The organism is Roseateles sp. GW821-FHT09H10 (assembly GCF_059415865.1).
The window spans coordinates 41,349-68,131 of record NZ_JBWKOB010000005.1; the positions used below are offsets into that span (position 1 = coordinate 41,349).

Consider the following 26,783-nt stretch of genomic DNA (forward strand, 5'->3'; position numbering starts at 1 on the left):
TCAGGCAGCCGAAAGATCCCAGCGCGGGCGGACTGCAAAGCCCCCATCGTGGCTGGGCCTGGCCATGCCGCGCTGCACCCGCAGCGCGGCGGCCATCGCGATCATGGCGCCGTTGTCGGTGCACAGAGACAGCTCCGGATAGTGCACGCGCACGCCCCGCTTGGCGCAGGCGGCATTCAGCTGCTCGCGCAGCTTGGCGTTCGCGCCCACGCCACCTGCCACGACGAGGCGCTTCAGCCCCGTCTCCTTCAAAGCCAGCAGCGATTTCTTCACCAGCACTTCGACGATGGCGGCCTGAGTCGACGCGGCGAGATCAGCCTTGGTCTGATCGCAAGGCGAGTCACCGATCTTCTTCACCTGCGTCAGCACGGCCGTCTTCAGGCCGGCAAAGCTGAAATCCGGCTTGCCGCTGTGCAGCAGCGGACGCGGCAGCGCATAGGCCTCGGGGTTGCCGAACTCGGCCATGCGAGCGAGATGCGGGCCGCCGGGATAAGGCAGGCCCAGCAGCTTGGCGCTCTTGTCGAAGGCCTCGCCGGCCGCGTCGTCGATGGTCTCGCCGAGGATCTCGTAGGAACCCACGTCATCCACGCGCATCAGCTGCGTGTGGCCGCCGCTGACCAGCAGCGCGACGAAGGGGAATTCCGGCGGGTCGGCCGACAGGAAGGGCGACAGCAGATGCCCTTCGAGGTGATGCACGGGGAGAGCCGGCACGTCCAGCGCCGCCGCCAGCGACACGGCCACACCCGCGCCGACGAGCAGCGCACCCGCCAGACCGGGACCCTGCGTATAGGCGACCAGGTCTACGTCGTGCAGCGCCAGGCCGGCTTGCGACAACACCTCACGCGTCAGCGGCAGCACGCGGCGCACATGGTCGCGCGAGGCCAGCTCGGGCACCACGCCGCCATAGGCCTGATGCATGGAAATCTGGCTGTGCAGCGCCTGAGCCACCAGACGCGGCGGCTTGTCGCCATCGACCTCGACAAGCGCAACCCCGGTCTCGTCGCAGGACGACTCGAAACCCAGGACGCGCTGGACGGAAATCACTTGCCTTCCTTGGCGTGGTTGATGGAGTACTTCGGGATCTCGACCGTCACGTCCTGCTGGCGCAGCAGGGCCTGGCAGGACAGACGCGAATCAGGCTCCAGACCCCAGGCGCGGTCCAGCATGTCTTCCTCGTCCTCTTCCATCTCGCTCAACGAGCGGCCACCCTCACGCACGATGACGTGGCAGGTCGTGCAGGCGCAGACCTGGTCGCAGGCGTGCTCGATCTCGATGTGGTGGGCCAGCAGGGCTTCGCAGATCGAGGTGCCGGGCTCAGCCGTGATGCTGGTGCCGTCCGGGCAGTATTCGGCGTGCGGGAGGATCTTGATGACGGGCATGATGTTCTCTTAAAGGGCCGACACGTTCCGGCCGGTCAGCGCGCGGGCGATGGAGCGGTTCATGCGCTCGGCGGCAAAACCCTCCGTCGCTTCGGCCAGGGCCTTGACGGCGGCATCGATGGCATCGGCGTCATCGGTCATGGCGGCCAAGGCCGACAACCGGGCTTCCAGCGCTTCGCGCTCGGCTTCGGGCAGCAGGTCGCCGTCAACAGCCAGCGCACTGCGCGTGGCGAGCACCATGCGCTCGGCCTCGACGCGCGCCTCGCGCAGCTTGCGCGCGGCCATGTCGGCGTCGGCGCTGGCAAAGCCATCCTTCAGCATGCCGGCGATCTGGTCGTCGGACAGGCCATAGCTGGGCTTGACGGTGATGGCCGCCTGCACGCCCGAGGTCAACTCCTCGGCCGACACGCTGAGCAGGCCGTCGGCATCGACCTGGAAGCTGACGCGGATGCGCGCCGCGCCGGCCACCATGGGCGGGATGCCGCGCAGCTCGAAGCGAGCAAGTGACCGGCATTCGCTGACCAGCTCACGCTCGCCCTGCACGACATGGATGGCCATGGCCGTCTGGCCATCCTTGAAGGTCGTGAAGTCCTGGGCCTTGGCGACGGGGATGGTGGAGTTGCGCTCGATGACGCGTTCGACCAGGCCGCCCATGGTCTCGAGACCCAGGGACAGCGGGATCACATCCAGCAGCAGGATTTCGCCATCGGCGGCATTGCCGGCCAGCTGGTTGGCCTGGACGGCGGCACCCAGCGCGACAACTTCGTCGGGGTTCAGGTTGGTCAGCACCTCGCGGCCGAACAGCTCGCTGACGGCGCGGCGCACGACGGGCATGCGCGTCGAGCCGCCGACCATGACCGTTCCCGCCACGTCCGCTGCCTTGACCTTGGCATCACGCAGCACGCGCTTCACCGAGGACAAGGTCTTGGCGATCAGCGGCTGGGCGATTTCTTCGAATTGAGCGCGGGTGACGACCACGCGAAGCTCGCCGGCGTCGAGCGTGGCGACCAGTTCGGTCGAGTCGGCGTCGGAAAGCGCTTCCTTGGCCGCCCGCGCGGCGACGAGGACGGCGCGCTTGTCGTGGGCCGAACTGAGGACGCGATCGCCCAGGGCCCAGTCGGCCAGCACGCGGTCGAAGTCATCACCGCCCAGGGCCGCATCGCCACCGGTCGCGACCACTTCGAAAACGCCACGCGTCAGGCGCAGCAGCGAGATGTCGAAGGTGCCGCCGCCCAGGTCGTAGACCGCATACAGGCCTTCGCTGGCATTGTCCAGGCCGTAGGCGATGGCCGCGGCCGTCGGCTCGTTGATGAGGCGCAGCACCTTGAGGCCGGCCAGTTCGGCGGCGTCCTTGGTGGCCTGGCGTTGGGCGTCGTCGAAATAGGCAGGCACCGTGATGACGGCGCCGAACAGGTCGTCGAGGAAGCTGTCCTCGGCGCGGAAGCGCAGCGTGGCCAGGATCTCGGCCGACACCTCGACGGGGCTCTTCACGCCGTCGCGCGTGGCGATGGCCAGCATGCCGGGGCGGTCTTCGAACTGATAGGGCAGATGCTCGCGGTTGGCGATGTCGGCGAGAGCCCGGCCCATGAAGCGCTTGACGGAGACGAGGGTGTTCTCGGGGTCCTCGGCCTGCGCTGCCAGCGCGTCGGCGCCGATCTGGCGGCGGCCTTCGGGCAGGTAGCGCACGGCGGACGGCAGGATGACGCGACCCTGCTCATCGGGCAGGCATTCGGCCACGCCATGGCGCACGGAGGCAACCAGGGAGTGCGTCGTGCCGAGGTCGATGCCGACGGCGATGCGGCGCTGGTGCGGGTCGGGCGAGGCGCCGGGTTCGGAGATCTGGAGGAGAGCCATGGTCAGGCGTCGAGCGCCGCGAGGCGCTGGTCGATATCGGCGCGGAAACGCTGGATGAACATCAGCGCCCTCACCTGCGCGGCTGCCGCCGGCGCGTCGTTGTTGTCGTCGAGCAGGCGCTGGGCCTGGGCCAGAGCTGCCGTTTCGGCCCGGGCCGCGTCTTCATCGAGGGCCTCGAGGGCCGCTTCACCGCTGGCCTCGTCCAGGGACTCGCGCCATTCCATCTGCTGCATCAGGAAGGCCGCCGGCATCTGCGTGTTGTTCTCCGCCCCCACCGACGCACCACGCAGCTCGCACAGATAGGCCGCGCGCTTGAGCGGGTCCTTCAGGCGCTGGTAGGCCTCGTTGACGCGCATGGCCCATTGCATGGCCAGGCGCTGGGCGGCGGCGCCTTCAGCCGCAAAGCGATCCGGGTGCACCTCGGCCTGCAGCGCCTTCCAGCGCGCCGCGATGGCGGTGCCGTCCTGGGCCTGCGTTTCAGGCAGGCCGAAGAGCTGGAAGTCGTTGTCGGTCAGGCGCATGGCGAGGTGGCGAAAAAGCAAAAGGCGCGGTTCTCACCGCGCCTGTCGTCGAGTCAGCGAATCTCAGACACGGAAGGACTCGCCGCAGCCGCACTTGTCTTTCTCGCGCGGGTTGCGGAACTTGAAGCCTTCGTTCAGGCCTTCGCGGACGAAGTCCAGCTCGGTGCCGTCGAGATAGGGCAGGCTTTTGGGGTCGATGAGGATCTTGACCTCATGGCCTTCGAAGACCACGTCCTCGGGCGCCACGTCGTCAGCGTACTCGAGCTTGTAGGCCAGGCCCGAGCAACCCGTCGTCTTCACGCCCAGGCGCACGCCCACGCCCTTGCCGCGCTTGGCGATGTAGCGCTTGACGTGGCGGGCTGCGGCTTCGGTGAGCGTGACGGACATGATCAGGCGGTCTGCGCGTGCTTGGCGCGGTAGTCGTCCACGGCGGCCTTGATGGCGTCTTCGGCCAGGATGGAGCAGTGGATCTTGACCGGCGGCAGGGCCAGCTCTTCAGCGATGTGCGTGTTCTTGATGGTCAGCGCCTCGTCCAGGCTCTTGCCCTTGACCCATTCGGTCACGAGGGAGCTGGAGGCAATGGCCGAACCGCAGCCATAGGTCTTGAACTTGGCGTCCTCGATCAGGCCCGTAGCCGGGTTGACCTTGATCTGCAGCTTCATCACGTCGCCGCAGGCCGGGGCGCCGACCATGCCGGTGCCGACGTCTTCGTCGCCGTTCTCAAACTTGCCGACGTTGCGGGGGTTCTCGTAGTGGTCAACGACCTTTTCGCTGTATGCCATGGTGTTCTCCTGATTCGACCTTCAGTGGGCAGCCCATTGAATGGTCGAGATGTCGATGCCGTCCTTGTACATGTCCCAAAGCGGGGACAGTTCGCGCAGCTTGGCCACGCGGTCGGTCAGCACGCTGATCGCGTAGTCGATTTCTTCTTCGGTCGTGAAGCGGCCGATGGTCATGCGCAACGAGCTGTGGGCCAACTCGTCGCTGCGGCCGAGAGCGCGCAGCACATAGCTGGGCTCGAGGCTGGCCGAGGTGCAGGCCGAGCCCGACGACACCGCCAGACCCTTCACGCCCATGATGAGAGACTCGCCCTCGACATAGTTGAACGAGATGTTCAGGTTGTGCGGCACGCGGTGCTCGAGGTCGCCGTTGATGAAGGTCTGCTCGATGCCCGACAGGCCCTGGATCAGCTTGTTGTGCAGCGCGCGGATGCGTTCACTCTCGGCGCCCATTTCCTCGCGGGCGATGCGGAAGGCCTCGCCCATGCCGACGATCTGATGCACCGGCAGGGTGCCCGAACGCATGCCGCGCTCGTGGCCGCCGCCGTGCATCTGAGCTTCCAGGCGCACGCGCGGCTTGCGGCGCACGTAGAGGGCGCCGATGCCCTTGGGGCCGTAGCTCTTGTGCGAGGCCAGGCTCATCAGGTCGATGGGCAGCTTGGCAAGGTCGATCTCGACCTTGCCGGTGGCCTGGGCGGCGTCGACGTGGAAGATGACGCCGCGCTCGCGGCAGAGGTTGCCCAGCGCGACGACGTCCTGGATGACGCCGATCTCGTTGTTCACATACATGACCGACGCCAGGATGGTGTCCGGGCGCAGAGCGGCCTTGAAGGCTTCCAGGTCGACGAGGCCGTTCTCCAGCACGTCGAGATAGGTCACGTCGAAGCCCTGGCGCTCCAGCTCACGCATGGTGTCGAGCACGGCCTTGTGCTCGGTCTTCACCGTGATCAGGTGCTTGCCGCGGGTCTTGTAGAACTGGGCGGCGCCCTTGAGCGCCAGGTTGTTGGACTCGGTGGCGCCGGAGGTCCAGACGATCTCGCGCGGGTCGGCGCCGATCAGCTCGGCGACCTGGACACGCGCCTTCTCGACCGCCTCTTCCGCCTCCCAGCCCCAGGCGTGGCTGCGCGATGCCGGGTTGCCGAAGTGCTCGCGCAACCAGGGAATCATCGCGTCCACCACGCGGGGATCGCACGGCGTCGTCGCGCCGTAGTCGAGGTAGATCGGGAAGTGCGGGGTCATGTCCATGGAACGACTTCTTCTTTGAGTTCTTCTGAAAGACTTACTTGCTGAACGCGCCACCGAGGGCGAAGACCGAGTTCGGGGCCGTCACGCGGATGGGCTTGAGCACCGGCTGGCTGGAGATGGCGCGCTTGACCGGCGCCGCCTCGACCTCGAAGCCCTTGGCCAGTTGCTCGTCGGCCAGCTTGCGCAGCGAGACGGAATCGAGGTACTCGATCATCTTGGCGTTCAGATTGGTCCAGAGTTCATGGGTGATGCAGCGGCCGCTGTCCTCGCCCATGCAGTTTTCCTTGCCGCCACAGCCGGTGGCGTCCAGCGCCTCGTCCACGGCGACGATGATGTCGGCGACCGTGATGTCCTCGGCCTTGCGGCCCAGGGAGTAGCCGCCGCCCGGGCCGCGGGTGCTTTCCACCAGTTCATGGCGGCGCAGCTTGCCGAAGAGCTGCTCCAGGTAGGAGAGCGAAATCTGCTGCCGTTGGCTGATTGCCGCCAGGGCGACCGGGCCGGTGTTCTCGCGCAGCGCCAGATCCAACATTGCGGTGACAGCAAACCGGCCTTTGGTGGTGAGACGCATACGAAACTCCTTTGCGAGGTGCCCGGACCGGATTTGTCCAGGTCAATAATTCGGGGTTAACCCGGGATGGCCGGGACAATAGCCGAGCGAATCATTTCCGATGATTTTACTCGACTAATCCAGCGCGTCCCAGGGTTACTGCCTAGCCCCTAAGTTTTGGCAGGCTTTTTTGCTGCGACGCAGCAGTCAGCGTGGCGAACCGGCCTTGCGGGCGCTTTCCAGCGGCACGATGTTGTCGTGCACCCGGGCGCCGAAGGCCTGTTCACGCAGCTGGCCGAGCTGATCGCGGATGCGGGCGGCCTGCTCGAATTCCAGGTTGCGGGCGTGCTCCAGCATCTGCTTCTCGAGCTGGGCGATACGTTTGGCCAGATCCTTCTCCGACAAGTCCTCGACCTTGGCGGCGGCCAACAATTTCGCGTCATCGCGTCCGGATTCTTCGGAGTAGACGCCGTCGATGAGGTCCTTGATGCGCTTTTGCACGCTGCGCGGCGTGATGCCGTTGGCCTCGTTGAAGGCCATCTGCCTGGCACGGCGCCTCTCGGTCTCGCCGATGGCCTTGCGCATGGACTCGGTGATGCGGTCGCCATAGAGGATGGCCTTGCCGTTCAGGTTGCGCGCCGCCCGGCCAATGGTCTGGATCAGGCTGCGCTCGGCGCGCAGAAAGCCTTCCTTGTCGGCGTCCAGGATGGCCACGAGGGACACCTCGGGGATGTCCAGGCCTTCGCGCAGCAGGTTGATGCCCACCAGCACGTCGAAGGCGCCCAGGCGCAGGTCGCGCAGGATCTCGACGCGCTCCACGGTGTCGACGTCGGAGTGCAGATAGCGCACCTTGACGCCGTTGTCGCTGAGGTAGTCGGTCAGCTGCTCGGCCATGCGCTTGGTCAGCGTCGTGATCAGCACGCGCTCATTGACCTCGACGCGCAGGCGGATCTCCTGCAGCACATCGTCCACTTGGCTGGTGGCCGGTCGCACTTCGACGATGGGGTCGACCAGGCCCGTCGGCCGCACCACCTGCTCGACGACCTGGCCGGCGTTGTCCTGCTCGTACTGAGCGGGCGTGGCCGACACGAACACGGCCTGGCGCATCTTGCGTTCGAACTCGGCGAATTTCAGCGGCCGGTTGTCCAGGGCCGACGGCAGCCGGAAGCCGTACTCGACCAGCGTCGTCTTGCGCGCCCGGTCGCCGTTGTACATGCCGCCGAACTGGCCGATCAGCACATGGCTCTCGTCCAGGAACATCAGGGCATCCTTGGGCAGATAGTCCACCAGCGTCGGCGGCGGGTCGCCCGGCTGGGCGCCGGACAGATGGCGGGTGTAGTTCTCGATGCCCTTGCAGTGGCCCACCTCCTGCAGCATCTCCAAATCAAACCGGGTGCGCTGCTCGACGCGCTGGGCCTCGACGAGCTTGCCTTCCTTGACGAAGAAGTCGACGCGCTCGCGCAGCTCCTGCTTGATGGCGTCGGTGGCGGCCAGCACGCGTTCGCGTGGCGTCACGTAATGGCTGCTGGGGTAGACAGTGAAGCGCGGGATCTTCTGGCGCACCTGGCCGGTCAGCGGGTCGAACAGCGACAGGGCCTCGATCTCGTCATCGAAGAGCTCGATGCGGATGGCCAGTTCGGAGTGCTCGGCCGGGAAGACGTCGATGGTGTCGCCGCGCACGCGGAAATGGCCGCGCTGGAACTCCATCTCGTTGCGCGTGTACTGCATGCGGATCAGGTGGGCAATGACGTCGCGCTGGCCCATCTTGTCGCCCACGCGCAGCGTCATCACCATCTGGTGGTAGTCCGCCGGGGAGCCGATGCCGTAGATGGCCGAGACGGACGCCACGATGACCACGTCGCGCCGCTCCAGCAGGCTCTTGGTGCAGGACAGCCGCATCTGCTCGATGTGCTCGTTGATGGCGCTGTCCTTCTCGATGAAGAGGTCGCGCTGCGGCACATAGGCCTCGGGCTGGTAATAGTCGTAATAGCTGACGAAGTACTCGACCGCGTTGTTGGGGAAGAAGTCCTTGAACTCGCTGTAAAGCTGGGCCGCCAGTGTCTTGTTGGGCGCAAAGATGATCGCCGGCCGCCCCAGGCGGGCGATGACATTGGCCATCGTGAAGGTCTTGCCCGAGCCCGTCACGCCCAGCAGGGTCTGGTAGCTGAGACCGTCATTGATCCCCTCGACCAGCTGGGCGATGGCCGTCGGCTGATCCCCCGCCGGAGGGAAAGGCTGGAACAGCTGGAACGGCGAGCCTTCGAAGCTGACGAATTCGCCCTTGCGTTCCTCCGAGTCACTTTCGGAGCCGGGCATGGCGTTCAAGGCTTCTTGCATGGGGAATTCCCTGGGTTCACGGGCAAAATTGCTGCGCTGCGAAACCAAGCAGGTTAGCGCAGACCCTGACTCTTCAAGCCTCCCCTCCTGCCAACGTCCTTTCAGGAATCCCGTCATGTCCTTGTTCGCCGATGTCGCCCTTGCCCCCCGTGATCCCATCCTCGGCCTGAACGAACAGTTCAATGCCGACACCCGCCCGGGCAAGGTGAACCTCGGCGTCGGCGTCTATTACGACGAAGCCGGCAAGCTGCCGCTGCTGAAATGCGTCCGCGAGGCCGAAGCCGCCATGGCCGCCGCCCCCAAGCCGCGCGGCTATCTGCCCATCGACGGCATCGCCGCCTATGACAAGGCCGTGCAGAAGCTGGTCTTCGGCGCTGAGCTGAAGAACGTCGCCACCGTGCAGGCCCTGGGCGGCACCGGCGCGCTGAAGATCGGCGCCGACTTCCTGAAGCAGCTCAACCCCGGCTCCAAGGTGCTGATCTCCGACCCGAGCTGGGAGAACCACCGCGCCCTGTTCACCCAGGCCGGCTTCACGGTCGAAACCTACCCCTATTACGACGCCGCCAACAAGGGCATCAACTTCGACGGCATGCTGGCCGCGCTGAATGCCGCCCCGGCCGGTACCGTCGTCGTGCTGCACGCCTGCTGCCACAACCCGACCGGCTACGACATCACGGCCGCCCAGTGGGCCCAGGTCGTTGCCGCCGTCAAGGCCAAGGGCCTGACGCCCTTCCTGGACATGGCCTACCAGGGCTTCGGCTTCGGCCTCCAGGAAGACGGCGAGGCCGTGCGCCAGTTCATGGCGGCCGGCGTCGGCTTCTTCGTGTCGACCAGCTTCTCCAAGAGCTTCTCGCTGTACGGCGAGCGCTGCGGCGCGCTGAGCGTGGTCTGCAGCAGCGACGAGGAAGCCGTGCGCGTGCTGTCGCAGCTGAAGATCATGATCCGCACCAACTACTCCAACCCGCCCACCCATGGTGCGCAGGTGGTGGCCGCCGTGCTGTCCGACGACAAGCTGCGTGGCCTGTGGGAGGAAGAACTGGCCGGCATGCGTGTGCGCATCAAGGCCATGCGCTCGGCCCTGGTCGCCGCGCTGAAGGCCGCCGGCGTGACGCAAGACCTCTCCTTCGTCACCGAACAGCTGGGTATGTTCAGCTACTCGGGCCTGACCGCCGCCCAGATGCAGCGCCTGCGCAGCGAGTTCGGCGTCTATGGCGTCGACTCTGGCCGCATCTGCGTCGCCGCACTGAATGAGGGCAATCTGCCTGTCGTCGCCAGCGCCATGGCGGCCGTCATCAAAGGCTGACAAGCCTTCAACGCACCGTCCAAGTGCGCAGGATTGGCGGTTTGACCGCCAATCCGATGTTGCAGCGCACAAAGCCGAAAGCGTTTTCTGGCACCATCGGGCCATTCCACGGCCCCTAGTTCAAGGTTTGCCATGCTGTATCAGTTCTTCGAAACCCAGCGCGCCCTGCTCAGCCCCTTCTCGGAGTTCGCAGCCGCGTCGGCCAAGCTCTACAGCCACCCGCTGTCGCCCTTCGCGCACACGCCGATGGCGCAGCGCCTGTCGGCCGGCCTGGACCTGATGCACCGCCTGGCCAAGGATTACGAAAAGCCCGAGTTCGACATCAAGTCGGTCGAGGTCGATGGCGCCGACGTCGCCGTACAGGAGTTGGTGGCGCTGGAGAAGCCCTTCTGCCGCCTGCTGCGCTTCAAGCGCTACACGGATGACCTCAAGGTGCTGGCCAAGATGAAGGACCAGCCCACGGTGCTGGTCGTCGCACCGCTGTCCGGCCACCACGCCACGCTGCTGCGCGAGACCGTCAAGCAGCTGCTGAAGGACCACAAGGTCTACATCACCGACTGGACCGACGCCCGCATGGTGCCGCTGGAAGTCGGCCCCTTCCACCTGGACGACTACATCCGCTATGTGCAGGAGTTCATCCGCCACGTCGGCGGCGCGGACTGCCATGTGATGTCGGTCTGCCAGCCCACCGTGCCGGTGCTGGCCGCCATCTCGCTGATGGCTTCGGCCGGCGAGGCCACGCCGCGCAGCATGACCATGATGGGCGGCCCCATCGACGCCCGCAAGAGCCCGACAGCGGTCAACAACCTGGCCATGAACCGCAGCTTCAGCTGGTTCGAGAACAACGTCATCTACCGCGTGCCGACCAACTTCCCCGGCGCCGGCCGCGAGGTCTACCCGGGCTTCCTGCAGCACACCGGCTTCGTCGCAATGAACCCGGACCGCCACCTGTCCTCGCACTACGACTACTTCCTGGACCTGGTGCGCGGCGACGACGACAGCGCCGAGGCTCACCGCAAGTTCTACGACGAGTACAACGCCGTGCTGGACATGCCGGCCGAGTACTACCTGGACACCATCAAGACCGTCTTCCAGGACTTCGCCCTGGTCAACGGCACTTGGGCAGTGGACGGCGTATTCGTGCGCCCCCAGGACATCAAGACCACGGCGCTGCTGACGGTCGAAGGCGAGCTGGACGACATCTCCGGCGCCGGCCAGACCAAGGCCGCCCACGAGCTCTGCTCCGGCGTGGCCAAACAGCACCAGTACCACTACGACGCCATCGGCGCCGGCCACTACGGCATCTTCTCGGGCCGCCGCTGGCGCGAGAAGGTCTACCCCGAGGTGCGCGACTTCATCGCCAAGTACGAAGCCGCGCCCTTGAAGAAGACCGCCAAGGCCACGCCGGTCAAGGCGACGGCCAAGCCGGCCGCCAAGCGCACGCGCAGCAGCCGCCAAGCGTGAGCCTCGCGGAGCTGATCGACGCCGCACTGCCGCAGACCCAATGCACCCGCTGCGGCTACCCGGACTGCCGCCGCTACGCCGACGCCATCGCCGCGGGTGAGGCCGAGATCAACCAATGCCCGCCCGGCGGTGCCGAGGGCGTGGTCAGGCTTGCAGCCATCACCGGCCGCCCTGCCCTGGCCCTGAATCCGGTCAACGGCATCGAAGCCACGCGCGGCGTGGCCGTCATCGACGAAGCCTGGTGCATTGGCTGCACCCTGTGCATCAAGGCCTGCCCGGCGGATTGCATCGTCGGCGCGCCCAAGGCCATGCATGTGGTGGTTGCATCCCAATGCACCGGCTGCGAGCTCTGCGTGCCGGCCTGCCCCGTGGACTGCATCACCATGCCCGAGGTCACCACGGCCACAGGCTGGGCCGCCTGGAGCCAGCCCCAGGCCACGGATGCCCGCGAGCGCTATGCCTTCAAGCTCTTCCGCCGCCATCGCGAGGCCGAGGAGAACGATGCCCGCCTGGCCGCCAAGGCCGAGGCCAAGCTGGCTGATCTGCCCGCGGCATCGGCGATCACCGATCCTGGCCAGCTCGATCGCAAGCGTGCGGCCATCGAGGCCGCATTGGCCCGGGCGCGAGCCAGGCGCAGTTGACAATGCCGGCATGAACGCCGCGCAGATCGAACGCTTCTTCGCCACGCTGAAGGCCGCCAACCCGGCGCCCCAGACCGAACTCGAGTTCTCCAGCGTCTTCGAGCTGCTGACAGCCGTGCTGCTGTCGGCCCAGGCCACCGACGTCGGCGTCAACAAGGCCACCAAACGCCTGTTCGCGGTCGCCAACACGCCTGCGCAGATCCTCGCGCTGGGCACCGAAGGCCTGGAGAGCTACATCAAGACCATCGGCCTGTACCGCAGCAAGGCCAAGCATCTGCTGCAGACCTGCCAGATGCTGATCGACCTGCACGGCAGCGAGGTGCCGCGTTCGCGCGAGGCGCTGGAGGCCCTGCCCGGCGTCGGCCGCAAGACCGCCAATGTCGTGCTCAACGTCGCCTTCGGCGAGCCGACCATGGCCGTCGACACCCATATCTTTCGCGTCAGCAACCGCACCGGCCTGGCGCCGGGCAAGACACCGCTGGCCGTGGAGCTGGGCCTGCTCAAGCGTGTGCCGCCGGCCTACAGCGTCGACGCCCACCACTGGCTGATCCTGCACGGCCGCTATGTCTGCCAGGCGCGCAAGCCGCTGTGCCATGCCTGCGCCGTCGTCAATGAGTGCGACTACGGCAGGCAACTAAACTCCGCAGCTGCCTGACACGAGCCCATCCATGGCCAGCCTGACCGACCTGACCGATCGCGTGGAGCGCCTGCTCCTTCGCCACGACGAAATCCTGCGCACCAATCTGCTGCTGCAGGTCCAGCTCACTGCCATCACGCAGGAGCGGGACAGCCTGCGCTCGCGGCTGAATGCCGCACGCGCACGCGTCGACGCCTTGCTGGAGCGCCTGCCCGTCGAGGCTTCGAAAGAGGAGCAGCAGCCATGAAGCAGATGGAAGTGACCATCATGGGCCAGAGCTATCTGCTCGGCTGCCCGGAGGGCGGCGAGGCGGCCCTGACCTCGGCCGTGGCTCAGGTGGACCGCGAGATGAGCGCCATCCGCGACGCCGGCAAGGTCAAGGCACGCGAGCGCATCGCCGTGCTGGCCGCCCTGAACCTGGCCTATCAGCTGGCCGAAGTTCCACGCGAAGCGTCCTCGGCGGCCATGCCTGGCACGCCCGACATGGATGCCCTCATCAAGCGCCTGGACGAGGCCCTCGCCCACGACGGACAACTGCTCTAGGCGCCCAGCCCCGGGTAGACGGGCTCGAAGGCGCCGCGCCGGATCTCCTCCAGCGTCGGCGACTCGCCCGCCCACAACACCAGCACCGGCCCGGGCAGGCTGAGGCTGCGCTCCAGCCAGCGGCAGAGCTCGAAGCGATCCTCGTCCGCCAACCCCGGCAGTTCGACGAACACCAGATAGGCGCGGCGATTGGGAAACTCGCGCAGCGTCTTGTTGACGAGCCAGGCCCGCACCACCGGCTTGCAGCGGGCCAGCTCGGTCTGCACCTCGCCGAGCTCGAAGGCGGACAGGTCGTGACGCGACACCTGGCTGAAATAGGGCTCCTGGCGCAGGTCCTCCCAGGCGCGCTCTTCGGCTTCCTGCGCCTGCTTCATGCGCTCACGCCAGAGCTTGAGCGCGGCCGCATCGTGCGCCTGGCCCGCGCGCGACGTCTCCAGCGCTTCCACCGCCGTGCGCGCCGCCCACCAGCGGCGATCGCGTCCCGCGTCCCAGAGGCGCTGCAAAACCTGCAGGCGGCCGGCCCGGTCGCCATCGGCCAGCATCTGCGCCAATCCCTGCAGCGCGGCGGCATGTTCGCTGCTGCGCTGAAGCGCCAGCTCATACAGCGGCCGCACCTCGGCGCGCGGATCGAGCTGGCGGCGCAGCGATGCCTCCTCCACCAGCTCGTTGGCGTTGCTGCTGGCCCGCGAGGCTTCCAGGGCCTGCGCCCGATCGCGCACGCGGCCCAGCCAGGCGTGATGCTGCTTCCAGGCGCCGGCGTTGTCCTTGCACCATTGACGGTCGAAATGCGCGATCCAGCGCGGCGCGCCTTCGCCCAGCAGAGACAGTGCGCCGCGCCGTGACCAGTCCGGCAGCACGGCCTGCCCGCCGAGGGCCGCGACGCGGTCACGCAGGCTGGGATGGGTGTCCGCCACGTCGCTGAGGCGCGCGAGCGCCAGCCGCAGGGCCTCGCGTGCGAAACCCGGCTCGGGGGCCAGCCCCATGTGGGCTTGCATGGCCTGGAAGGGCCCGACCGGAAGCGCCTGCCCGGCCGCGCCGCGCCAATGGTCGGCCCAGAAATGCTGCCCCAGCCAGGCGCTCTTGATCTCGATTTCCACCAGCGCAGCGGTCGCGACCTCCGCGCCCAGCAGACGTCCGGCGATGCGGTCCGCCTCGTACTCGTCCTGGCGCGCCAGCGCGAAGGTCTTGGCCGCGAAGCGCGGGAAGTACCACTTCAGGAAGGCCTGCGTGGCCGCCGCGGCGATCCCTTCATCGTTCTGCATGCTGTCGTGCAGGCGCAGCCACGACAGCCGGGTGCGGTAGATCCACGCCGCGAAACGCCCGTGGTCGCCGCGCAGATGGCCGTACTCGTGCGTGAGCACCGCCAGCAGTCGCGGCTTGTCGAGGGCCATCAGCAGCGGCAGCCCGAGGGTGAGCGTGTTGACCGCGCCGCCCAGCAGGCCCCAGCGCGGCGCCTGGCGGATGCTCGCGTTGAACTCGTCGTCGAGGTAGACGGCGTGGATGGGCGGGCCGTGGATCTTCTTGCGGATGCGCTCCAGCGCGTCGAACAACGCAGGCGCTTCCTTGGCCGTGATGGCCAGGCCCCCGGGCGCGTCCAGACGCACCCACAAGGCCCGCAAGCTGGCCCACAGCAGGCCCAGTGCCGCCACCAGCACCCATATCAATCCGATGCGTGCGCGCCCATGCAGGAGCTGTGGCACCAGCCAGGCCAGCAGCCCGAAGGCCGACACCAGGCATCCCAGCACCCACAGATAGCCCAGCGCCGCGAACATGGCGACGCCGCGGCGATAGGCGCGGCTGTCATGGGCGCTGGCTTGCTCGCTCATGCGCACCATGTGCACGAAATCCGCCTGATCCATCAGCACTCCCCGCGGCCTCGCCGCCTCCTCTTGTTGTGGCGCGCATCCTAGCCAAGCCCCTACGGTCCTCGCCTTTACTTCCCTCCCGCAATGCAGGGGATGCCGCAGGTTTTAGAATGGCCTCGTCCATCGCTTTCCCCGGGGCTTTTATTTCCTTCATCCGATGCTCTATGAGCAAGGGCTTGGAAAATGCCGGACGGGCGTGATCGTCTCGCGTCAGATGAACCCGAAGTCCGGTTGACCTCGCCCACCTGATTACCCCTGGGTGTTCAGGATCTCGGCCCCCAGGATTGCGGTGGACACCTTTCTTCGCTTTAGCATCGGCCGATGAACTACTGGCTGATGAAGTCCGAGCCCGACGAGGCCTCCATCCTCGATCTGCAGAAGGCCGGCACCCTCCCGTGGACTGGCGTGCGCAACTACCAGGCGCGCAACTTCATGCGCGACGACATGCAGCTCGGCGACGGCGTGCTCTTCTATCACTCGTCCTGCCCCGAGCCCGGCATCGCCGGTCTCGCCGAAGTCAGCAGCGCGGCCTATCCCGACGCGACGCAGTTCGACGCCAGCAGCCACTACTTCGACGCCAAGTCCAAGCCCGAAACGCCGCGCTGGGTGCATGTGGACGTGCGCTGGCGCGAGACCACGCGGCTGCTGAGCCTGAAGGAGATGCGAGAGGCACCCGAGCTGGCCTCCATGCGCGTGCTGGAGCGCGGCAGCCGCCTGTCCATCACGCCGGTCACGCCGGCCGAGTGGCAGGCCGTGCTGAAGCGGCTGCACGCCAAATGACGGCCACCCTCGCTGCCGAGCTGCTGGCGCTCGGGCTGGTGGCCGGCTTCCTGGCCGGCCTGCTCGGCATCGGTGGCGGCATGCTGATGGTGCCCATCCTGACCTTCATCCTGAGCCAGCGCGGCGTCGAACCGGGCCTGGCGGTCAAGATGGCCATCGCGACGTCCATGGCCACCATCATGTTCACGTCGCTGTCCAGCGTGCGCGCCCATCACCAGCGCGGCGCCGTGCGCTGGGACCTCGTGCGCGGTCTGGCGCCGGGCATCCTTGTTGGCGGGCTGCTTGCAGGCGCGGGCCTGTTTGCCTTGCTCAAGGGGGCCTGGCTGGCGCTGGTCTTCGGCGCCTTCGTCAGCTTCTCCGGTTGGCAGATGCTGCGCAACAAGCGTCCGGCGCCCAGCCGCCAGATGCCCGGCGCGGCCGGCCAGTTCGGTGCGGGCGCCGGCATCGGCCTGCTGTCGGGCATGGTCGGCGCGGGCGGTGGCTTCGTCAGTGTGCCCTTCATGGTCTGGTGCAATGTGCCGGTGCATTTCGCCGTGGCCACCAGCGCCGCCCTGGGCTTTCCGATCGCGGTCGCCAACACCCTGGGCTATGTCATCGGCGGCTGGAACCTCGCGCCTGCGTTGCCAGGCAGCTTCGGCTATCTCTATCTGCCGGCACTGGCCCTGATTGCGCTGGCGAGCGTGACGATGGCGCCGCTGGGCGCGCGCGCGGCCCACGCCATGGATGTGGCCCAGCTGAAGAAGGTCTTCGCGATGCTGCTGTTCGCGCTCGCGGCCTACATGCTCTGGAAGGGAATTTCGGCGATCTAGCCGAAAGCGATCGACGCCAGCACGACCTGATTGCCGCCGCGGCGCTGGGCTTCGTGCACGGCGGCCTCGCTGGCCGCCATCAGCTCGTCTTGGCGCGAGGCCGTGTGCGGGAAGCTGGACACGCCCATGGAGATGGACAGGCCCAGGTCCTGGCCATTCAGCACGACGATCTGGGCTGCGCACTGGCGGCGCAGCTGCTCCATGCGGGCATGCGCCGTCGCCAGGCCCACGCCGGACAGCAGCACGGCGAAGCGCTGCGGCCCGATGCGGCAGGCTGAGTCCATCGCCCGCGTGTTGGCACGCAGCATGCGGCCAATGCCCTCGAGCAGGCGTTGCTGGGCGTCATCGCCCAGGCCGGCAATGGCCGAAGAGGAATCCAGCGCAATGATGACGAGAGCGAACTCCCGATGCTCGCGCGCCGACAAGTCGATCTCGCGCAGCAGCTGGTCGTCGAACTGGGCCCGCATATAGAGGCCGGAGACCTCGTCGCGGCCCGAGCCCTGCTGCAGCTCGCGGCGGATCTGCTCGATGGACGACTGCTGCTGCTCGATCTGGGCCAGCGCACGCTGCAGATGGGCCTCGCGATGGCGCTCCTCGGTGCGCTCATGCCAGACCGACAGCAGGAAATCGGGGCTCAGTGCCAGCCGGGTCACGCTGAACTCGCGGCGGCGGCTGTTGATCTCCAGCTTGTGCTCGCTGACGACCGGATGGCGCTGGGCCATGACGGTCTGCTCGACACGGCGCAGGGCCGTCGTCTCGTCGGCCTTCAGCAACTCGGCGTCGGTGTGGCCGACGACAGCCTCCCGCTCGAACATCTGCGCCAGGCCGGTGCTCGCGAACACATAGCGCCCGGTGGACATGGCCTTGATCGCCGCCTGGCTGCCCAGGGGCTCGATCAGCGCGACCAGGCCGAGCAGCGCCTCGCTGCCCAGCTCCGCATGGCCCGACAGCCAATGCGCCAAGCTGCCGGGTGGCGGCTGCATCGCGGTCTGGTCTGCGGTCATGTCCATGAAATCGTTTTGATGCGATCGCGCGTTCGCAACAAAACGTTGCAAGCGCCAAGGGTGTCGGGGGACTGTAGTGGGGCAAAAGCAGCGCCAGCAAGGCCGCGCCACCCCATGAATCGGGCCTCCCCCCTAGAAGACCCGTTTGCTAGCTGAACTGAATCCTAACGAGTTTCGATGCAGTCACCCACGACAATGCCGCCCCATTCACGGGAGGTCTATGCGGGGATTCGATGCGGTGGTGGTGGGCGCCGGGGCGGCAGGCCTGTTCTGTGCGGGCCTCGCGGGCCAGCGTGGGCTCAAAGTGCTGCTGATCGACCACGCTCCCAAGCTGGGCGAAAAAATTCGTATCTCGGGAGGCGGCCGGTGCAATTTCACGAATCGTGAGGCCGGACCGGCGAATTTCCTGTCCGAGAACCCCGCCTTCTGCCGCTCGGCGCTGGCCCGCTACACGCCCCTGGACTTCATCAAGCTGGTGCAGGGCCATGGCATCGCCTTCCACGAGAAGCACAAGGGCCAGCTTTTCTGCGACGACTCCAGCGAGCAGATCATCCAGATGCTGGTCAAGGAGTGCGAGGCCGGCGGCGTCACGCGCTGGCAGCCCTGCGCCGTGGCCGATGTCCGCGCCCTGCCGGAAGGCGGCTTCGAGCTGGACACCAGCCAGGGTCCCGTCAGCTCGCCGCGTGTCGTCGTCGCAACAGGCGGGCTGCCGGTGCCCAAGATCGGTGCCAGCGACTGGGGGCTGCGCCTGGCCAAGCGCTTCGAGCACGCCATCGTCGAGCCGCGGCCGGCCCTGGTGCCGCTGACCTTCGACCCCGAGGCCTGGGCGCCTTTTGCGGCCCTCGCCGGCCTGTCGCTGCCGGTGGAGGTCAGCGTCGGCAGCGGCAAGGCCCGCATGCGCTTCCTGGAAGACCTGCTGTTCACGCATCGCGGCCTCAGCGGCCCGGCCATCCTGCAGATCTCCAGCTACCGGGCCGATGGCCAGGCGCTGCAGCTCAATCTGGCGCCGGAACTGCAGCTGGACAAGGAGCTTGTCGACGCCAAGGCCGCCTCGCGCCGCCAGCTGGGCAACGAAGTCGCCGCCCGCCTGCCGCAGCGCCTGGCCGCTGCCTGGCTGGAACGCTCCGGGCTGGATGCCGCCAAACCTCTGCCCGAATGCCGCGACGCCGATCTGCAGCGTCTGGGCCGCAGCGTGCACGAGTGGCAGCTGATGCCCAGCGGCGACGAGGGCTGGCGCAAGGCCGAGGTCATGCGCGGCGGCGTCTCGACCCGTGACCTGAGCTCCCAGACGCTGGAGAGCAAGCGCGTACCGGGGCTGTATTTCATCGGCGAAGTCGTCGACGTGACCGGATGGCTGGGGGGCTACAACTTCCAATGGGCCTGGGCCAGTGCGGCCGCCTGCGCGAGGGCGATGGCGGACTCTTTCGCGCCGGCCTGAGGAAATCTTGGCAAGTCCTTGATTTCCCGGCTACAATCCTTGGCTTTGCTGGCAAACCCGCGCATCGATTCGCTGCACGTCATTGGACAAAACACAAGTGACGCAGTAATCCGGAACCTGCTGCTGAAACTTAGCCGCGAACACCGAGCGCAATCTGAAGGAAATACATGACCACCATCCGCGTCAAGGAAAACGAGCCGTTCGACGTCGCCCTGCGTCGCTTCAAGCGCACCATCGAAAAGCTGGGCCTGCTGACCGAACTCCGCGCCCGCGAGTTCTACGAGAAGCCCACCGCCGAGCGCAAGCGCAAGAAGGCTGCCGCCGTCAAGCGCCACTACAAGCGCGTGCGCAGCATGCAGCTGCCCAAGAAGCTGTACTGATCGTCTCTGACGCGACCCGGCGCCTGTTTTCGAATTGGCCCCGGTGAACTCCAAAACCCGCTACAGGACGCTGTTGCGGGTTTTTGTCTTTTTGAACCGGATTCCCCCATGAGCCTGAAAGACCGCATCACCGAAGACATGAAGGCCGCGATGCGCGCCAAGGAAAGCGACCGTCTGCTGACCATCCGTGGCCTGCTGGCCGCCGTCAAGCAGAAGGAAGTGGACGAGCGCGTGGTCGTGGATGACGCGGCGCTGGTTGCCATCGTCGACAAGCTGATCAAGCAGCGCAAGGACTCCATCAGCCAGTTCGCCGCCGCCGGCCGCGATGACCTCGTCGCCAAGGAAACCGCCGAACTGGCCGTGCTGCAGAACTACCTGCCCGAGCGCCTGTCCGCTGAAGCCGTGGCCGAGAAGGTCAAGGCCATCGTCGCCGAGCTCGGCGCCAGCGGCCCGGGCGACATGGGCAAGGTCATGGCCGCCGCCAAGGCCGCCCTGGGCAACAGCGCCGAGATGAGTGCAGTGTCCGCCGCGGTCAAGGCCGCGCTGGCGAAGTAAGGAGGCCCCCATGAGCCTGCCCATGCAAGCCATCGCGCCCGATATCTGCGCCGCGCCTCAGCTGACGCCCGAAGCCATGGCCGAAGCCGCGGCCATGGGCTTCAAGAGCGTGGTCAACAACCGCCCCGATTTCGAGCACGGTCCCGACCAGCCGACCTCGGCCGCCATCCAGGCCGCCGCCGAGGCCGCCGGCCTCGAGTACCGCCACCTGCCGGTCGCTGGCGGCTACCAGTCGCCGGAAGAGATCGCCGCCTTTGCCGATCTGCTGGCGGAACTGCCGCGACCGCTGCTGGTCTTCTGCCGTTCGGGCGCGCGCTCCACGCGCCTGTTCATGCAGGCCCAGCAACTGGGCTAGGACCAGTTCGCGCCGCGGCAATGGGCCGCGAAGGCCCGCCGCAAGGGACCAATCTAGACGCAGCGCGCCGCCCGCACTCATGTGCGGGCCAGGGTTGCAACAACGAGTGGTCCCTTGCGGCGGGCCTTCCCGAGGGGTTGTGGCCAGAAAGACCGCATGCTGTGTTGCAGGCCTTGCAGGCCGCGCCAAGCCAGAGGCTTGGCCCTTCGCCAGGCACGGTCAGGCCACAGGCCTGCCCGTGTCCGGGCTCAGCCTCGCTGGGTCGACACCCAGCTTGCGGTCTGCTGTCGTGCCTGCGGCCTTTCTGGCCACAACGCGGCCCATTGCCGCGGCGCGAACTGGCCCTTTCGTCGGGGCTTACCCTGAACGACGGCTGAACGAAGCCGCCACCCCTCAAGCGGTCGCTACATTGGCGACCGCTTTGCATTTCTGCCGTACTCCCGCCCCATGAACGCCCTGCTCTCCCTTGCGCGGCGCATCGACAGCCTCAACGACCGCTTCGGCAAGATTGCCGCCTGGGCCGTGCTGCTGTCCTGCTTCATCAGCGCCGCCAACGCCATCGTCCGCTACGGGCTGGACTACAGCTCCAATGCCTTCCTCGAGATCCAGTGGTATCTCTTTGCCACCTGCGTGATGCTGGGCGCCGCCCAGGTGCTGCGCCTGAACGAGCACGTGCGCGTGGACCTGGTCTACAGCCGCCTCACCGGCCACGGCAAGGTCTATGTCGACCTGTTCGGCCTCGTGGTCTTCCTGCTGCCAGTCATCTGCTACATGGCCTGGCTGTCCTGGGGGCTGTTCGTCGTCAAACTCAGCACGGGCATGACAGCGACCGACTCCGTTTCCAGCCTGGGTTTCATGGGCTACTGGGTCAAGCTGCTGACCTCGGGTGAGGTGTCCAGCAATGCCGGCGGCCTGATCCGCTGGCCGGCGGTGCTGGTACTGCCCCTGGGCTTCGCAATGGTCGCGCTGCAGGGCGTGGCCGAAATCATCAAGCGCGTGGCCTGGCTGGCGCACAAGTTCGACATGGACATCCACTACGAGAGGCCGCTGCAATGATGTCGATGGAGAGCTTCCCGCCGCTGATGTTCGCGGGGCTGATCCTCGTCATGCTGATCGGCTTCCCCGTCGCCTTCTCGCTGGCGGCACTCGGCCTGGCCTGTGGCTTCTTCGCCGTCAGCCAGGGCTGGTTCCCGCCGGAGTTCATGAGCGCCCTGCCGCAGAACGTCTTCGGCATCCTGTCCAACGACCTGCTGCTGGCCATCCCCTTCTTCACGCTGATGGGCTCGCTGCTGGAGAAATGCGGCCTGGCCGAGGACATGCTCGATTCCATGGGCCAGCTCTTCGGCCCCGTGCGCGGTGGCCTGGGCTATTCGGTCATCATCGTCGGCTTCATCCTCGGCGCCATCACCGGCACCGTGGCCGGCCAGGTCATCGCCATGGCGATGATCTCGCTGCCGGTCATGATGCGCTACGGCTACAACATGCGCTATGCGACCGGCGTGCTGGCCGCGTCGGGCACCATCACGCAGCTGGTGCCGCCCTCGCTCGTGCTGGTCGTCTTGGCAGATCAACTCGGCCGCTCCGTCGGCGACATGTACAAGGGCGCCTGGGGGCCTTCCATCCTGCAGGTGCTGATCTTCGCGCTCTACACCTTCATCCTGAGCCGCGTGAAGCCCCACCATGTGCCGGGCGTGCCCAAGGAAGCCCGCACGCTGCAGGGCTGGGCGCTGTGGGCCAAATGCCTGCGCGGCATCATCCCGTCGGCCGTGCTGATCTTCGCCGTGCTGGGCTCCATGGGCGGCCTGCCGGGCATCAACACCGCCATCTGCACGCCGACCGAAGCCGGAGCGATGGGCGCCGTCGGCGCCTTCATCCTGGCGGCGCTGCACAGGCGCCTGAACTGGCCGCTGATCAAGGACACCATGCTGAACACCATGCGCATCACGGCCATGGTGGTCTTCATCCTGATCGGCTCGCGCACCTTCTCGCTGGTCTTCCAGGGTGTCGAAGGCGGCCGCTGGATCGAACACCTGCTGAGCGACCTGCCGGGCGGCCAGATCGGCTTCCTCATCGTCGTCAACCTGTTCATCTTCTTCCTGGCCTTCTTCCTCGACTTCTTCGAGATCGCCTTCATCATCCTGCCGCTGCTGGGCCCGGTGGCCGACAAGATGGGCATCGATCTGGTCTGGTTCGGCGTCATGCTGTGCGTGAACATGCAGACCAGCTTCATGCATCCGCCCTTCGGCTTCGCCCTCTTCTATCTGCGTGGCATCTCGGACACGCTGTTCAAGAACGGCTCCATCCCGAAGAAGGTCCAGTCCAGCGACATCTACCTGGGCTCCATCCCCTGGGTCGTCATGCAGCTCATCCTGGTGGCCATCGTCATCTTCTTCCCGCAGACGGTGACGGCGTTCCTCGACAAGGAGAAGGCGGTCGACCTGAACCAGGCGTCGGAACTGCTGCAGCAGATGGGCGGGCAGGACAAGGCCAGCGAGATGAGCGCCGATGACGCCAGCAAGCTGTTCGCGCCGGAGCCTGCAGCGTCGGGTGCCAGCGCGCCGACGGACGATGGCGACGCGGTGCGCCGCGCGCTGGAAGACGCGGCCAAGAAGTAAGCAAAAAGCCCGCTCGCAGCGGGCTTTTTCTTGGGGCCGTCGGCGTTCAGCCGCGGCGGCGGGCACGCCAGCCGAGCAGCACCAGGCCGCCGGCCATGAGGGCCACGCTCGCGGGTTCCGGCACGGCGCTGGTCAACGTGATCAGGCGCGAGTTGCCGGTGCCGGTGTCCTCGGCCACGAGGTAGATCACGCCCTTCTCGTCGATGGTCACGCCTTCGATGGCCTGGGTCGTGATGCCCGCGAGGCTGATGAAGCTCAGCGTGTTGCCGGCACGGTCGAGCTCGATGAGCTTGTTGGATTCCAGGCTCAGCACCAGCAGATTGTCGGCAGCAGCGCTGCCGGCGAGGCGATCCACGCCGGACAGGGTCTGGATGTCGGACAGGCTGTTCAGGCCGAACAGGGACGAGGCGCCCGAGAACAGTGTCGTCGACGTGGCTGTGCCGCCGCCAACGGCGAAGCTCAGCGACGCCACGCGCAGCTGGGCCGGGTTGTCCTGCTTCACGCTCCAGAAGCGGCCGTCGCGCGCGTCGTAGCTGATGCCCTCGGTGCCGACATTGCCGACGCTTGTGCTGCTGCCCGTGATCGCCACCTTGGGCTGGCTGTTCAGCCCCAGCGTCGTGCCGGCGGCAAAGCTGAAGCGATAGGCCATCTGCGGGCGCTCGTCGACGACGACGAGCTGGCCATTGCCCAGATAGGTCAGGCCCTCGGCGTCGTTGTTGGAGCTGCCGGTGCCGGTCCAGTTGAAGGCCATGGTTCCCAGCGTCTGGCCGGTGCGCGAGATCTCGACCACGCCCAGGCCCTCGTCGCCGACGAAGAACAGCGTGCCGCGGTCGCGCGCGTAGGTCACGGCCGAGGCCTCGAGGCCCATGCCGCCCAGCGCATCCAGCTTGACGTTGCCGCTGACGCTGTAGGTCGACAGGTTCAGCGAGGTCGTTGCGGCGGTGGCCGGCGCCGCAGCGAAGGCGGCGGCCAGTGCGGTCATCAGGGCGGCGGTGCGGCACATGGGCACTCTCCTTTCATTGGCGAGCGCGCAGTGTCCCGACGGCCCATGACAAGGTGACGACATGAAAAAAGCCCCGCATCGCGGGGCTTTGCTGTTGCCAGGGACAACTGACAGGCGTCGCGAGGTCCGCAGGGACCTCGCTCGGCCCCGTCAGAGTTTTTGCGACTGCATGAAGTCGTCGAAGCCGGCTTCCGAGAAGCGGAACCACAGGTTCTGGTCGCGGCGGAAGTTGGAATAGTCCTCGTAGACCTTCTTCCAGTTCGGATTCTTGGCCGACAGCTCGCCGTAGATGGCCATGGACTCCTTGAAGGCCGCGTCCATGACGTCCTTGGGGAAGCGGAACAGCTTGGTGCCCGAGCCCACCAGCTGCTTCAGAGCGCCGGGGTTCTTGGCGTCGTACTTGGCCTGCATGTCGATGTGGGCCATCGCGGAAGCGGCCTCGACGACGGCCTTGTACTCGGCCGACAGCGCATCAAAAGCCTTGGTGTTGATGAAGAAGTCCAGCTGCGGACCGCCTTCCCACCAACCGGGGTAGTAGTAGTTGGGCGCCACCTTGTTGAAGCCCAGCTTCTGGTCGTCATAGGGACCGACCCACTCGGCGGCATCGATGGTGCCCTTTTCCAGCGCGGAGTAGATCTCGCCGCCGGCGATCTGCTGCGGCACGGCGCCCAGGCGCTCCATGACGCGGCCGGCGAAGCCGCCAATGCGGATCTTCAGGCCCTTCACGTCGGCGACGCTCTTGATCTCCTTGCGATACCAGCCGCCCATCTGCGCGCCGGTGTTGCCGCCCAGGAAGTTGATGATGTTGTAGTTGCGATAGAACTCGCGCATCAGCTTCAGGCCGTTGCCCTCCACCATCCAGGCCGTCATCTGGCGGCTGTTCAGGCCGAAGGGGATGGCGCAGCCCAGCGCGAAGGTCTCGTCCTTGCCGAAGAAGTAGTACGGCGCGGTGTGGGCGATCTCGACGGTACCGCCTTGAACAGCGTCCACCACCTGCAGGGCCGGCACGATTTCGCCGCCGGCATGCACGGAGATCTGGAACTTGCCGCCGGTCATCTCGGAGACCTTCTTCGCGAACACGTCGGCCGCGCCGAAGATGGTGTCCAGCGACTTCGGGAAGCTCGACGCGAGGCGCCAACGCACCTGGGCCTGGGCATGCACGATGGCCGGGGCGGCACCTGCCGCCAGCACGCCAGCCAGGCCGGCATGGCGCACGAAGGAACGACGTTCCATGGTCATTGAAGGTCTCCTGTTTTCGGATTTGCGAAGAGAGAAAAGTGCGGGGCGATTCTAGGAAGCGCAGGCGGCGCGCCGGCCCGGATTTACCCCGGACGCGAACGCATCAATTGCCGGCCAATTTCATTCCAGTGACGAGGACCGAACCGATGGTCTTGGTGCCCATCGTGTACTCGTCGGAGCCGATGCCGACGATGTTCTGCAGCATGTCCTTGAGGTTGCCGGCGATGGTGACCTCATGCACCGGGTAGGCGATCTCGCCGTTCTCGACCCAGTAGCCGCTGGCGCCGCGCGAGTAGTCGCCGGTCACGTAGTTGACGCCCTGCCCCATCAGCTCGGTGACGAGCAGGCCGGTGCCCAGGCGCCGGATCATCGTGGAGAGGTCATCGCCGGGGGCCGTCACGCGGCTGCTCATGCGCAGATTGTGCGAACCGCCGGCATGGCCGGTCGTCTTCATGCCCAGCTTGCGGGCCGAATAGCTGGACAGGAAATAGCCTTGCAGCACGCCCCCCTCGACCACCGAGCGGGCGCGCGTGATGCAGCCCTCGTCGTCAAAGGGCGAGCTGCCCTTGCCCTTCTTCACATGCGGATCTTCCGAGATGTCGATATGCGCCGCCGTCACCGGCTTGCCCAGGCTGTCGAGCAGGAAGGTGGTGCGCCGGTACAGCGCGCCGCCGCTGGTGGCCTGCACCAGGGCGCCGAGCAGGCCGATGGCCACCGTGCTCTCGAACAGCACCGGCACCTCGGCCGTGGCCGCCTTGCGCGCCTTCAGGCGCGACAGCGCGCGCTCGGAGGCATAGCGGCCCACGGCCTCGGCCGAGGCCAGGTCGGCGGCGTCGCGCATGGAGCTGTACCAGGCATCGCGCTGCATGTCGTTGCCGCGGCCGGCAATCGGAGCGACCGAAAGCGAGTGGCGCGAGCTGGCATAGCCGCCACGGAAACCGCGCGTATTGCCCATCCAGAAATGCGACTGCTGGGCCGACACGGCCGCGCCTTCGCTGTTGGTGATGCGCTTGTCCACGCCCAGGGCGGCAGCCTCGCAGCGCAGCGCGATCTCGGCGGCAGCGGCCGCGTCGACGGCCCAGGGGTGGAACAGGTCCAGTTGGGGCCGGGCCGAGGCGTCGAGGGCCAGGTCGGCCTCGTCGGGCAGGCCGGCAAACTCGTCCTCGGCCGTGAAGCGCGCGATGTCATAGGCCGCCCGCACCGTGTCGCGGATGGCCTGGGCCGAGAAGTCGGAGGTGCTGGCGTTGCCGCGGCGCTGGCCCAGATAGACCGAGATGCCGAGGGACTTGTCGCGGTTGCGCTCGACGTTCTCCAGCTTGCCCAAGCGTGCCGACACCGACAGGCCGCAGCCCTCGGACACCTCGGCGCCGGCATCGCTGGCGCCCATCTTCTTCGCCTCGGCGAGGGCGTCTTCGATCCACTGCTGGAACTGTTCGGGGCTGTAGGCGAAACCGGCTTGGGCTTGGGACATGAAGGGCTGGCAAATCGAG

Annotated in this window: 28 protein-coding genes; 14 read left to right on the forward strand and 14 right to left on the reverse strand. The window is 67.0% G+C overall.

Features of this window, described 5'->3' with window-relative positions; all coding sequences use genetic code 11:
- From tsaD to uvrB, 9 genes are all read right to left on the reverse strand, one after another.
- On the reverse strand, positions 1 to 1,041 hold the full coding sequence (tsaD, locus tag AC07OY_RS21385) for a tRNA (adenosine(37)-N6)-threonylcarbamoyltransferase complex transferase subunit TsaD (protein ID WP_495045049.1): 1,041 nt from the start codon (positions 1,039 to 1,041) through the stop codon (positions 1 to 3).
- Complete coding sequence (fdx, locus tag AC07OY_RS21390) at positions 1,041 to 1,379, reverse strand: ISC system 2Fe-2S type ferredoxin (RefSeq protein WP_495044605.1); 339 nt, start codon at positions 1,377 to 1,379, stop codon at positions 1,041 to 1,043. The genes tsaD and fdx overlap by 1 nt, the downstream gene beginning before the upstream one ends.
- Positions 1,380 to 1,388: 9 nt before the next feature.
- Positions 1,389 to 3,233, reverse strand: a complete 1,845-nt coding sequence (hscA, locus tag AC07OY_RS21395) for a Fe-S protein assembly chaperone HscA (RefSeq protein ID WP_495044606.1) — start codon at positions 3,231 to 3,233, stop codon at positions 1,389 to 1,391.
- Between the two features lie 2 nt (positions 3,234 to 3,235).
- The gene (gene hscB, locus AC07OY_RS21400; protein ID WP_495044607.1) at positions 3,236 to 3,754 is read right to left on the reverse strand and encodes a Fe-S protein assembly co-chaperone HscB; all 519 of its coding nucleotides are present in this window, start codon (positions 3,752 to 3,754) and stop codon (positions 3,236 to 3,238) included.
- Positions 3,755 to 3,817: 63 nt separating this feature from the next.
- Complete coding sequence (gene iscA / locus AC07OY_RS21405) at positions 3,818 to 4,141, reverse strand: iron-sulfur cluster assembly protein IscA (protein ID WP_057299626.1); 324 nt, start codon at positions 4,139 to 4,141, stop codon at positions 3,818 to 3,820.
- A gap of 2 nt (positions 4,142 to 4,143) precedes the next feature.
- Positions 4,144 to 4,536, reverse strand: coding sequence for a Fe-S cluster assembly scaffold IscU (gene iscU / locus AC07OY_RS21410; RefSeq protein ID WP_495044608.1), 393 nt, complete (start codon positions 4,534 to 4,536; stop codon positions 4,144 to 4,146).
- Positions 4,537 to 4,557: 21 nt separating this feature from the next.
- A complete protein-coding gene (locus AC07OY_RS21415; protein WP_495044609.1) occupies positions 4,558 to 5,778 on the reverse strand; it encodes an IscS subfamily cysteine desulfurase in 1,221 nt (406 codons plus the stop codon).
- Between the two features lie 34 nt (positions 5,779 to 5,812).
- The gene (iscR, locus tag AC07OY_RS21420) at positions 5,813 to 6,346 is read right to left on the reverse strand and encodes a Fe-S cluster assembly transcriptional regulator IscR (RefSeq protein ID WP_025563988.1); all 534 of its coding nucleotides are present in this window, start codon (positions 6,344 to 6,346) and stop codon (positions 5,813 to 5,815) included.
- Between the two features lie 186 nt (positions 6,347 to 6,532).
- On the reverse strand, positions 6,533 to 8,662 hold the full coding sequence (gene uvrB / locus AC07OY_RS21425; protein WP_495044610.1) for an excinuclease ABC subunit UvrB: 2,130 nt from the start codon (positions 8,660 to 8,662) through the stop codon (positions 6,533 to 6,535).
- Positions 8,663 to 8,777: 115 nt separating this feature from the next.
- Here uvrB and AC07OY_RS21430 point away from each other — a divergent pair, with 115 nt between their 5' ends.
- The 6 genes from AC07OY_RS21430 to AC07OY_RS21455 all read left to right on the forward strand — a co-directional run bounded on the left by AC07OY_RS21430 (position 8,778) and on the right by AC07OY_RS21455 (position 13,250).
- Entirely contained in the window at positions 8,778 to 9,965 is a 1,188-nt protein-coding gene (locus tag AC07OY_RS21430) for an amino acid aminotransferase (RefSeq protein ID WP_495044611.1), read from the forward strand.
- 132 nt (positions 9,966 to 10,097) lie between these two features.
- Positions 10,098 to 11,429 (forward strand): polyhydroxyalkanoate depolymerase, encoded by a 1,332-nt coding sequence (locus AC07OY_RS21435; RefSeq protein ID WP_495044612.1) that lies wholly within the window; start codon positions 10,098 to 10,100, stop codon positions 11,427 to 11,429.
- Entirely contained in the window at positions 11,426 to 12,070 is a 645-nt protein-coding gene (rsxB, locus tag AC07OY_RS21440; RefSeq protein ID WP_495044613.1) for an electron transport complex subunit RsxB, read from the forward strand. The genes AC07OY_RS21435 and rsxB overlap by 4 nt, the downstream gene beginning before the upstream one ends.
- A 10-nt stretch (positions 12,071 to 12,080) precedes the next feature.
- Positions 12,081 to 12,725, forward strand: a complete 645-nt coding sequence (gene nth, locus AC07OY_RS21445) for an endonuclease III (protein WP_495044614.1) — start codon at positions 12,081 to 12,083, stop codon at positions 12,723 to 12,725.
- 13 nt (positions 12,726 to 12,738) lie between these two features.
- Positions 12,739 to 12,954, forward strand: coding sequence for a DUF904 domain-containing protein (locus AC07OY_RS21450; protein WP_495044615.1), 216 nt, complete (start codon positions 12,739 to 12,741; stop codon positions 12,952 to 12,954).
- Positions 12,951 to 13,250 carry a cell division protein ZapA gene (locus AC07OY_RS21455; protein ID WP_495044616.1) on the forward strand — a complete coding sequence of 100 codons (300 nt, stop codon included), beginning with the start codon at positions 12,951 to 12,953 and terminating at the stop codon, positions 13,248 to 13,250. Before AC07OY_RS21450 ends, AC07OY_RS21455 begins: the two co-directional genes overlap by 4 nt.
- Here AC07OY_RS21455 and AC07OY_RS21460 read toward each other — a convergent pair.
- Positions 13,247 to 15,109: a M48 family metalloprotease gene (locus tag AC07OY_RS21460; RefSeq protein WP_495044617.1), complete on the reverse strand. Its 1,863-nt coding sequence runs from the start codon at positions 15,107 to 15,109 to the stop codon at positions 13,247 to 13,249. The genes AC07OY_RS21455 and AC07OY_RS21460 overlap by 4 nt on opposite strands.
- A 327-nt stretch (positions 15,110 to 15,436) precedes the next feature.
- Here AC07OY_RS21460 and AC07OY_RS21465 point away from each other — a divergent pair, with 327 nt between their 5' ends.
- Positions 15,437 to 15,895 (forward strand): EVE domain-containing protein, encoded by a 459-nt coding sequence (locus AC07OY_RS21465; RefSeq protein ID WP_495044618.1) that lies wholly within the window; start codon positions 15,437 to 15,439, stop codon positions 15,893 to 15,895.
- The gene (locus tag AC07OY_RS21470) at positions 15,892 to 16,704 is read left to right on the forward strand and encodes a sulfite exporter TauE/SafE family protein (protein ID WP_495044619.1); all 813 of its coding nucleotides are present in this window, start codon (positions 15,892 to 15,894) and stop codon (positions 16,702 to 16,704) included. The genes AC07OY_RS21465 and AC07OY_RS21470 overlap by 4 nt, the downstream gene beginning before the upstream one ends.
- Here the strand turns inward: AC07OY_RS21470 and AC07OY_RS21475 are convergent.
- Positions 16,701 to 17,714, reverse strand: a complete 1,014-nt coding sequence (locus AC07OY_RS21475; protein ID WP_495044620.1) for a GGDEF domain-containing protein — start codon at positions 17,712 to 17,714, stop codon at positions 16,701 to 16,703. The genes AC07OY_RS21470 and AC07OY_RS21475 overlap by 4 nt on opposite strands.
- A 214-nt stretch (positions 17,715 to 17,928) precedes the next feature.
- Between AC07OY_RS21475 and AC07OY_RS21480 the strand changes: the two genes are divergently transcribed.
- From AC07OY_RS21480 to AC07OY_RS21505, 6 genes are all read left to right on the forward strand, one after another.
- Positions 17,929 to 19,146 (forward strand): BaiN/RdsA family NAD(P)/FAD-dependent oxidoreductase, encoded by a 1,218-nt coding sequence (locus AC07OY_RS21480; protein WP_495044621.1) that lies wholly within the window; start codon positions 17,929 to 17,931, stop codon positions 19,144 to 19,146.
- A 167-nt stretch (positions 19,147 to 19,313) separates the two neighbouring features.
- Positions 19,314 to 19,526, forward strand: coding sequence for a 30S ribosomal protein S21 (gene rpsU, locus AC07OY_RS21485; RefSeq protein WP_012346814.1), 213 nt, complete (start codon positions 19,314 to 19,316; stop codon positions 19,524 to 19,526).
- A gap of 108 nt (positions 19,527 to 19,634) precedes the next feature.
- Positions 19,635 to 20,081 (forward strand): GatB/YqeY domain-containing protein, encoded by a 447-nt coding sequence (locus AC07OY_RS21490; protein WP_495044622.1) that lies wholly within the window; start codon positions 19,635 to 19,637, stop codon positions 20,079 to 20,081.
- A 10-nt stretch (positions 20,082 to 20,091) separates the two neighbouring features.
- Positions 20,092 to 20,436 carry a protein tyrosine phosphatase family protein gene (locus AC07OY_RS21495; protein ID WP_457325264.1) on the forward strand — a complete coding sequence of 115 codons (345 nt, stop codon included), beginning with the start codon at positions 20,092 to 20,094 and terminating at the stop codon, positions 20,434 to 20,436.
- Between the two features lie 447 nt (positions 20,437 to 20,883).
- Positions 20,884 to 21,492, forward strand: coding sequence for a TRAP transporter small permease subunit (locus AC07OY_RS21500; RefSeq protein WP_495044623.1), 609 nt, complete (start codon positions 20,884 to 20,886; stop codon positions 21,490 to 21,492).
- Entirely contained in the window at positions 21,492 to 23,051 is a 1,560-nt protein-coding gene (locus AC07OY_RS21505; RefSeq protein ID WP_495045050.1) for a TRAP transporter large permease, read from the forward strand. The genes AC07OY_RS21500 and AC07OY_RS21505 overlap by 1 nt, the downstream gene beginning before the upstream one ends.
- A gap of 46 nt (positions 23,052 to 23,097) precedes the next feature.
- Here the strand turns inward: AC07OY_RS21505 and AC07OY_RS21510 are convergent, their stop codons facing one another.
- The 3 genes from AC07OY_RS21510 to pmbA form a co-directional block, all read right to left on the reverse strand.
- On the reverse strand, positions 23,098 to 24,054 hold the full coding sequence (locus AC07OY_RS21510; protein ID WP_495044624.1) for an SdiA-regulated domain-containing protein: 957 nt from the start codon (positions 24,052 to 24,054) through the stop codon (positions 23,098 to 23,100).
- A gap of 150 nt (positions 24,055 to 24,204) precedes the next feature.
- The gene (locus tag AC07OY_RS21515; protein ID WP_495045051.1) at positions 24,205 to 25,287 is read right to left on the reverse strand and encodes a TRAP transporter substrate-binding protein; all 1,083 of its coding nucleotides are present in this window, start codon (positions 25,285 to 25,287) and stop codon (positions 24,205 to 24,207) included.
- Positions 25,288 to 25,396: 109 nt separating this feature from the next.
- Positions 25,397 to 26,764: a metalloprotease PmbA gene (pmbA, locus tag AC07OY_RS21520; RefSeq protein WP_495044625.1), complete on the reverse strand. Its 1,368-nt coding sequence runs from the start codon at positions 26,762 to 26,764 to the stop codon at positions 25,397 to 25,399.
- Between the last annotated feature and the right edge of the window lie 19 nt (positions 26,765 to 26,783).

Bases quoted from the DNA above. Each gene is read 5' to 3' on its own strand.
- AC07OY_RS21515 (WP_495045051.1), bottom strand. From the start codon at position 25,287: ATGGAACGTCGTTCCTTCGTGCGCCATGCCGGCCTGGCTGGCGTGCTG.
- AC07OY_RS21415 (WP_495044609.1), bottom strand. From the start codon at position 5,778: ATGGACATGACCCCGCACTTCCCGATCTACCTCGACTACGGCGCGACG.
- iscR (WP_025563988.1), bottom strand. From the start codon at position 6,346: ATGCGTCTCACCACCAAAGGCCGGTTTGCTGTCACCGCAATGTTGGAT.
- hscA (WP_495044606.1), bottom strand. From the start codon at position 3,233: ATGGCTCTCCTCCAGATCTCCGAACCCGGCGCCTCGCCCGACCCGCAC.
- nth (WP_495044614.1), top strand. From the start codon at position 12,081: ATGAACGCCGCGCAGATCGAACGCTTCTTCGCCACGCTGAAGGCCGCC.
- AC07OY_RS21490 (WP_495044622.1), top strand. From the start codon at position 19,635: ATGAGCCTGAAAGACCGCATCACCGAAGACATGAAGGCCGCGATGCGC.
- AC07OY_RS21450 (WP_495044615.1), top strand. From the start codon at position 12,739: ATGGCCAGCCTGACCGACCTGACCGATCGCGTGGAGCGCCTGCTCCTT.
- rpsU (WP_012346814.1), top strand. From the start codon at position 19,314: ATGACCACCATCCGCGTCAAGGAAAACGAGCCGTTCGACGTCGCCCTG.
- AC07OY_RS21495 (WP_457325264.1), top strand. From the start codon at position 20,092: ATGAGCCTGCCCATGCAAGCCATCGCGCCCGATATCTGCGCCGCGCCT.
- pmbA (WP_495044625.1), bottom strand. From the start codon at position 26,764: ATGTCCCAAGCCCAAGCCGGTTTCGCCTACAGCCCCGAACAGTTCCAG.
- AC07OY_RS21475 (WP_495044620.1), bottom strand. From the start codon at position 17,714: ATGGACATGACCGCAGACCAGACCGCGATGCAGCCGCCACCCGGCAGC.
- AC07OY_RS21505 (WP_495045050.1), top strand. From the start codon at position 21,492: ATGTCGATGGAGAGCTTCCCGCCGCTGATGTTCGCGGGGCTGATCCTC.
- AC07OY_RS21480 (WP_495044621.1), top strand. From the start codon at position 17,929: ATGCGGGGATTCGATGCGGTGGTGGTGGGCGCCGGGGCGGCAGGCCTG.
- fdx (WP_495044605.1), bottom strand. From the start codon at position 1,379: ATGCCCGTCATCAAGATCCTCCCGCACGCCGAATACTGCCCGGACGGC.
- AC07OY_RS21455 (WP_495044616.1), top strand. From the start codon at position 12,951: ATGAAGCAGATGGAAGTGACCATCATGGGCCAGAGCTATCTGCTCGGC.
- AC07OY_RS21500 (WP_495044623.1), top strand. From the start codon at position 20,884: ATGAACGCCCTGCTCTCCCTTGCGCGGCGCATCGACAGCCTCAACGAC.
- AC07OY_RS21430 (WP_495044611.1), top strand. From the start codon at position 8,778: ATGTCCTTGTTCGCCGATGTCGCCCTTGCCCCCCGTGATCCCATCCTC.
- iscA (WP_057299626.1), bottom strand. From the start codon at position 4,141: ATGTCCGTCACGCTCACCGAAGCCGCAGCCCGCCACGTCAAGCGCTAC.
- uvrB (WP_495044610.1), bottom strand. From the start codon at position 8,662: ATGCAAGAAGCCTTGAACGCCATGCCCGGCTCCGAAAGTGACTCGGAG.
- AC07OY_RS21460 (WP_495044617.1), bottom strand. From the start codon at position 15,109: ATGGATCAGGCGGATTTCGTGCACATGGTGCGCATGAGCGAGCAAGCC.
- hscB (WP_495044607.1), bottom strand. From the start codon at position 3,754: ATGCGCCTGACCGACAACGACTTCCAGCTCTTCGGCCTGCCTGAAACG.
- AC07OY_RS21470 (WP_495044619.1), top strand. From the start codon at position 15,892: ATGACGGCCACCCTCGCTGCCGAGCTGCTGGCGCTCGGGCTGGTGGCC.
- AC07OY_RS21435 (WP_495044612.1), top strand. From the start codon at position 10,098: ATGCTGTATCAGTTCTTCGAAACCCAGCGCGCCCTGCTCAGCCCCTTC.
- AC07OY_RS21465 (WP_495044618.1), top strand. From the start codon at position 15,437: ATGAACTACTGGCTGATGAAGTCCGAGCCCGACGAGGCCTCCATCCTC.
- iscU (WP_495044608.1), bottom strand. From the start codon at position 4,536: ATGGCATACAGCGAAAAGGTCGTTGACCACTACGAGAACCCCCGCAAC.
- AC07OY_RS21510 (WP_495044624.1), bottom strand. From the start codon at position 24,054: ATGTGCCGCACCGCCGCCCTGATGACCGCACTGGCCGCCGCCTTCGCT.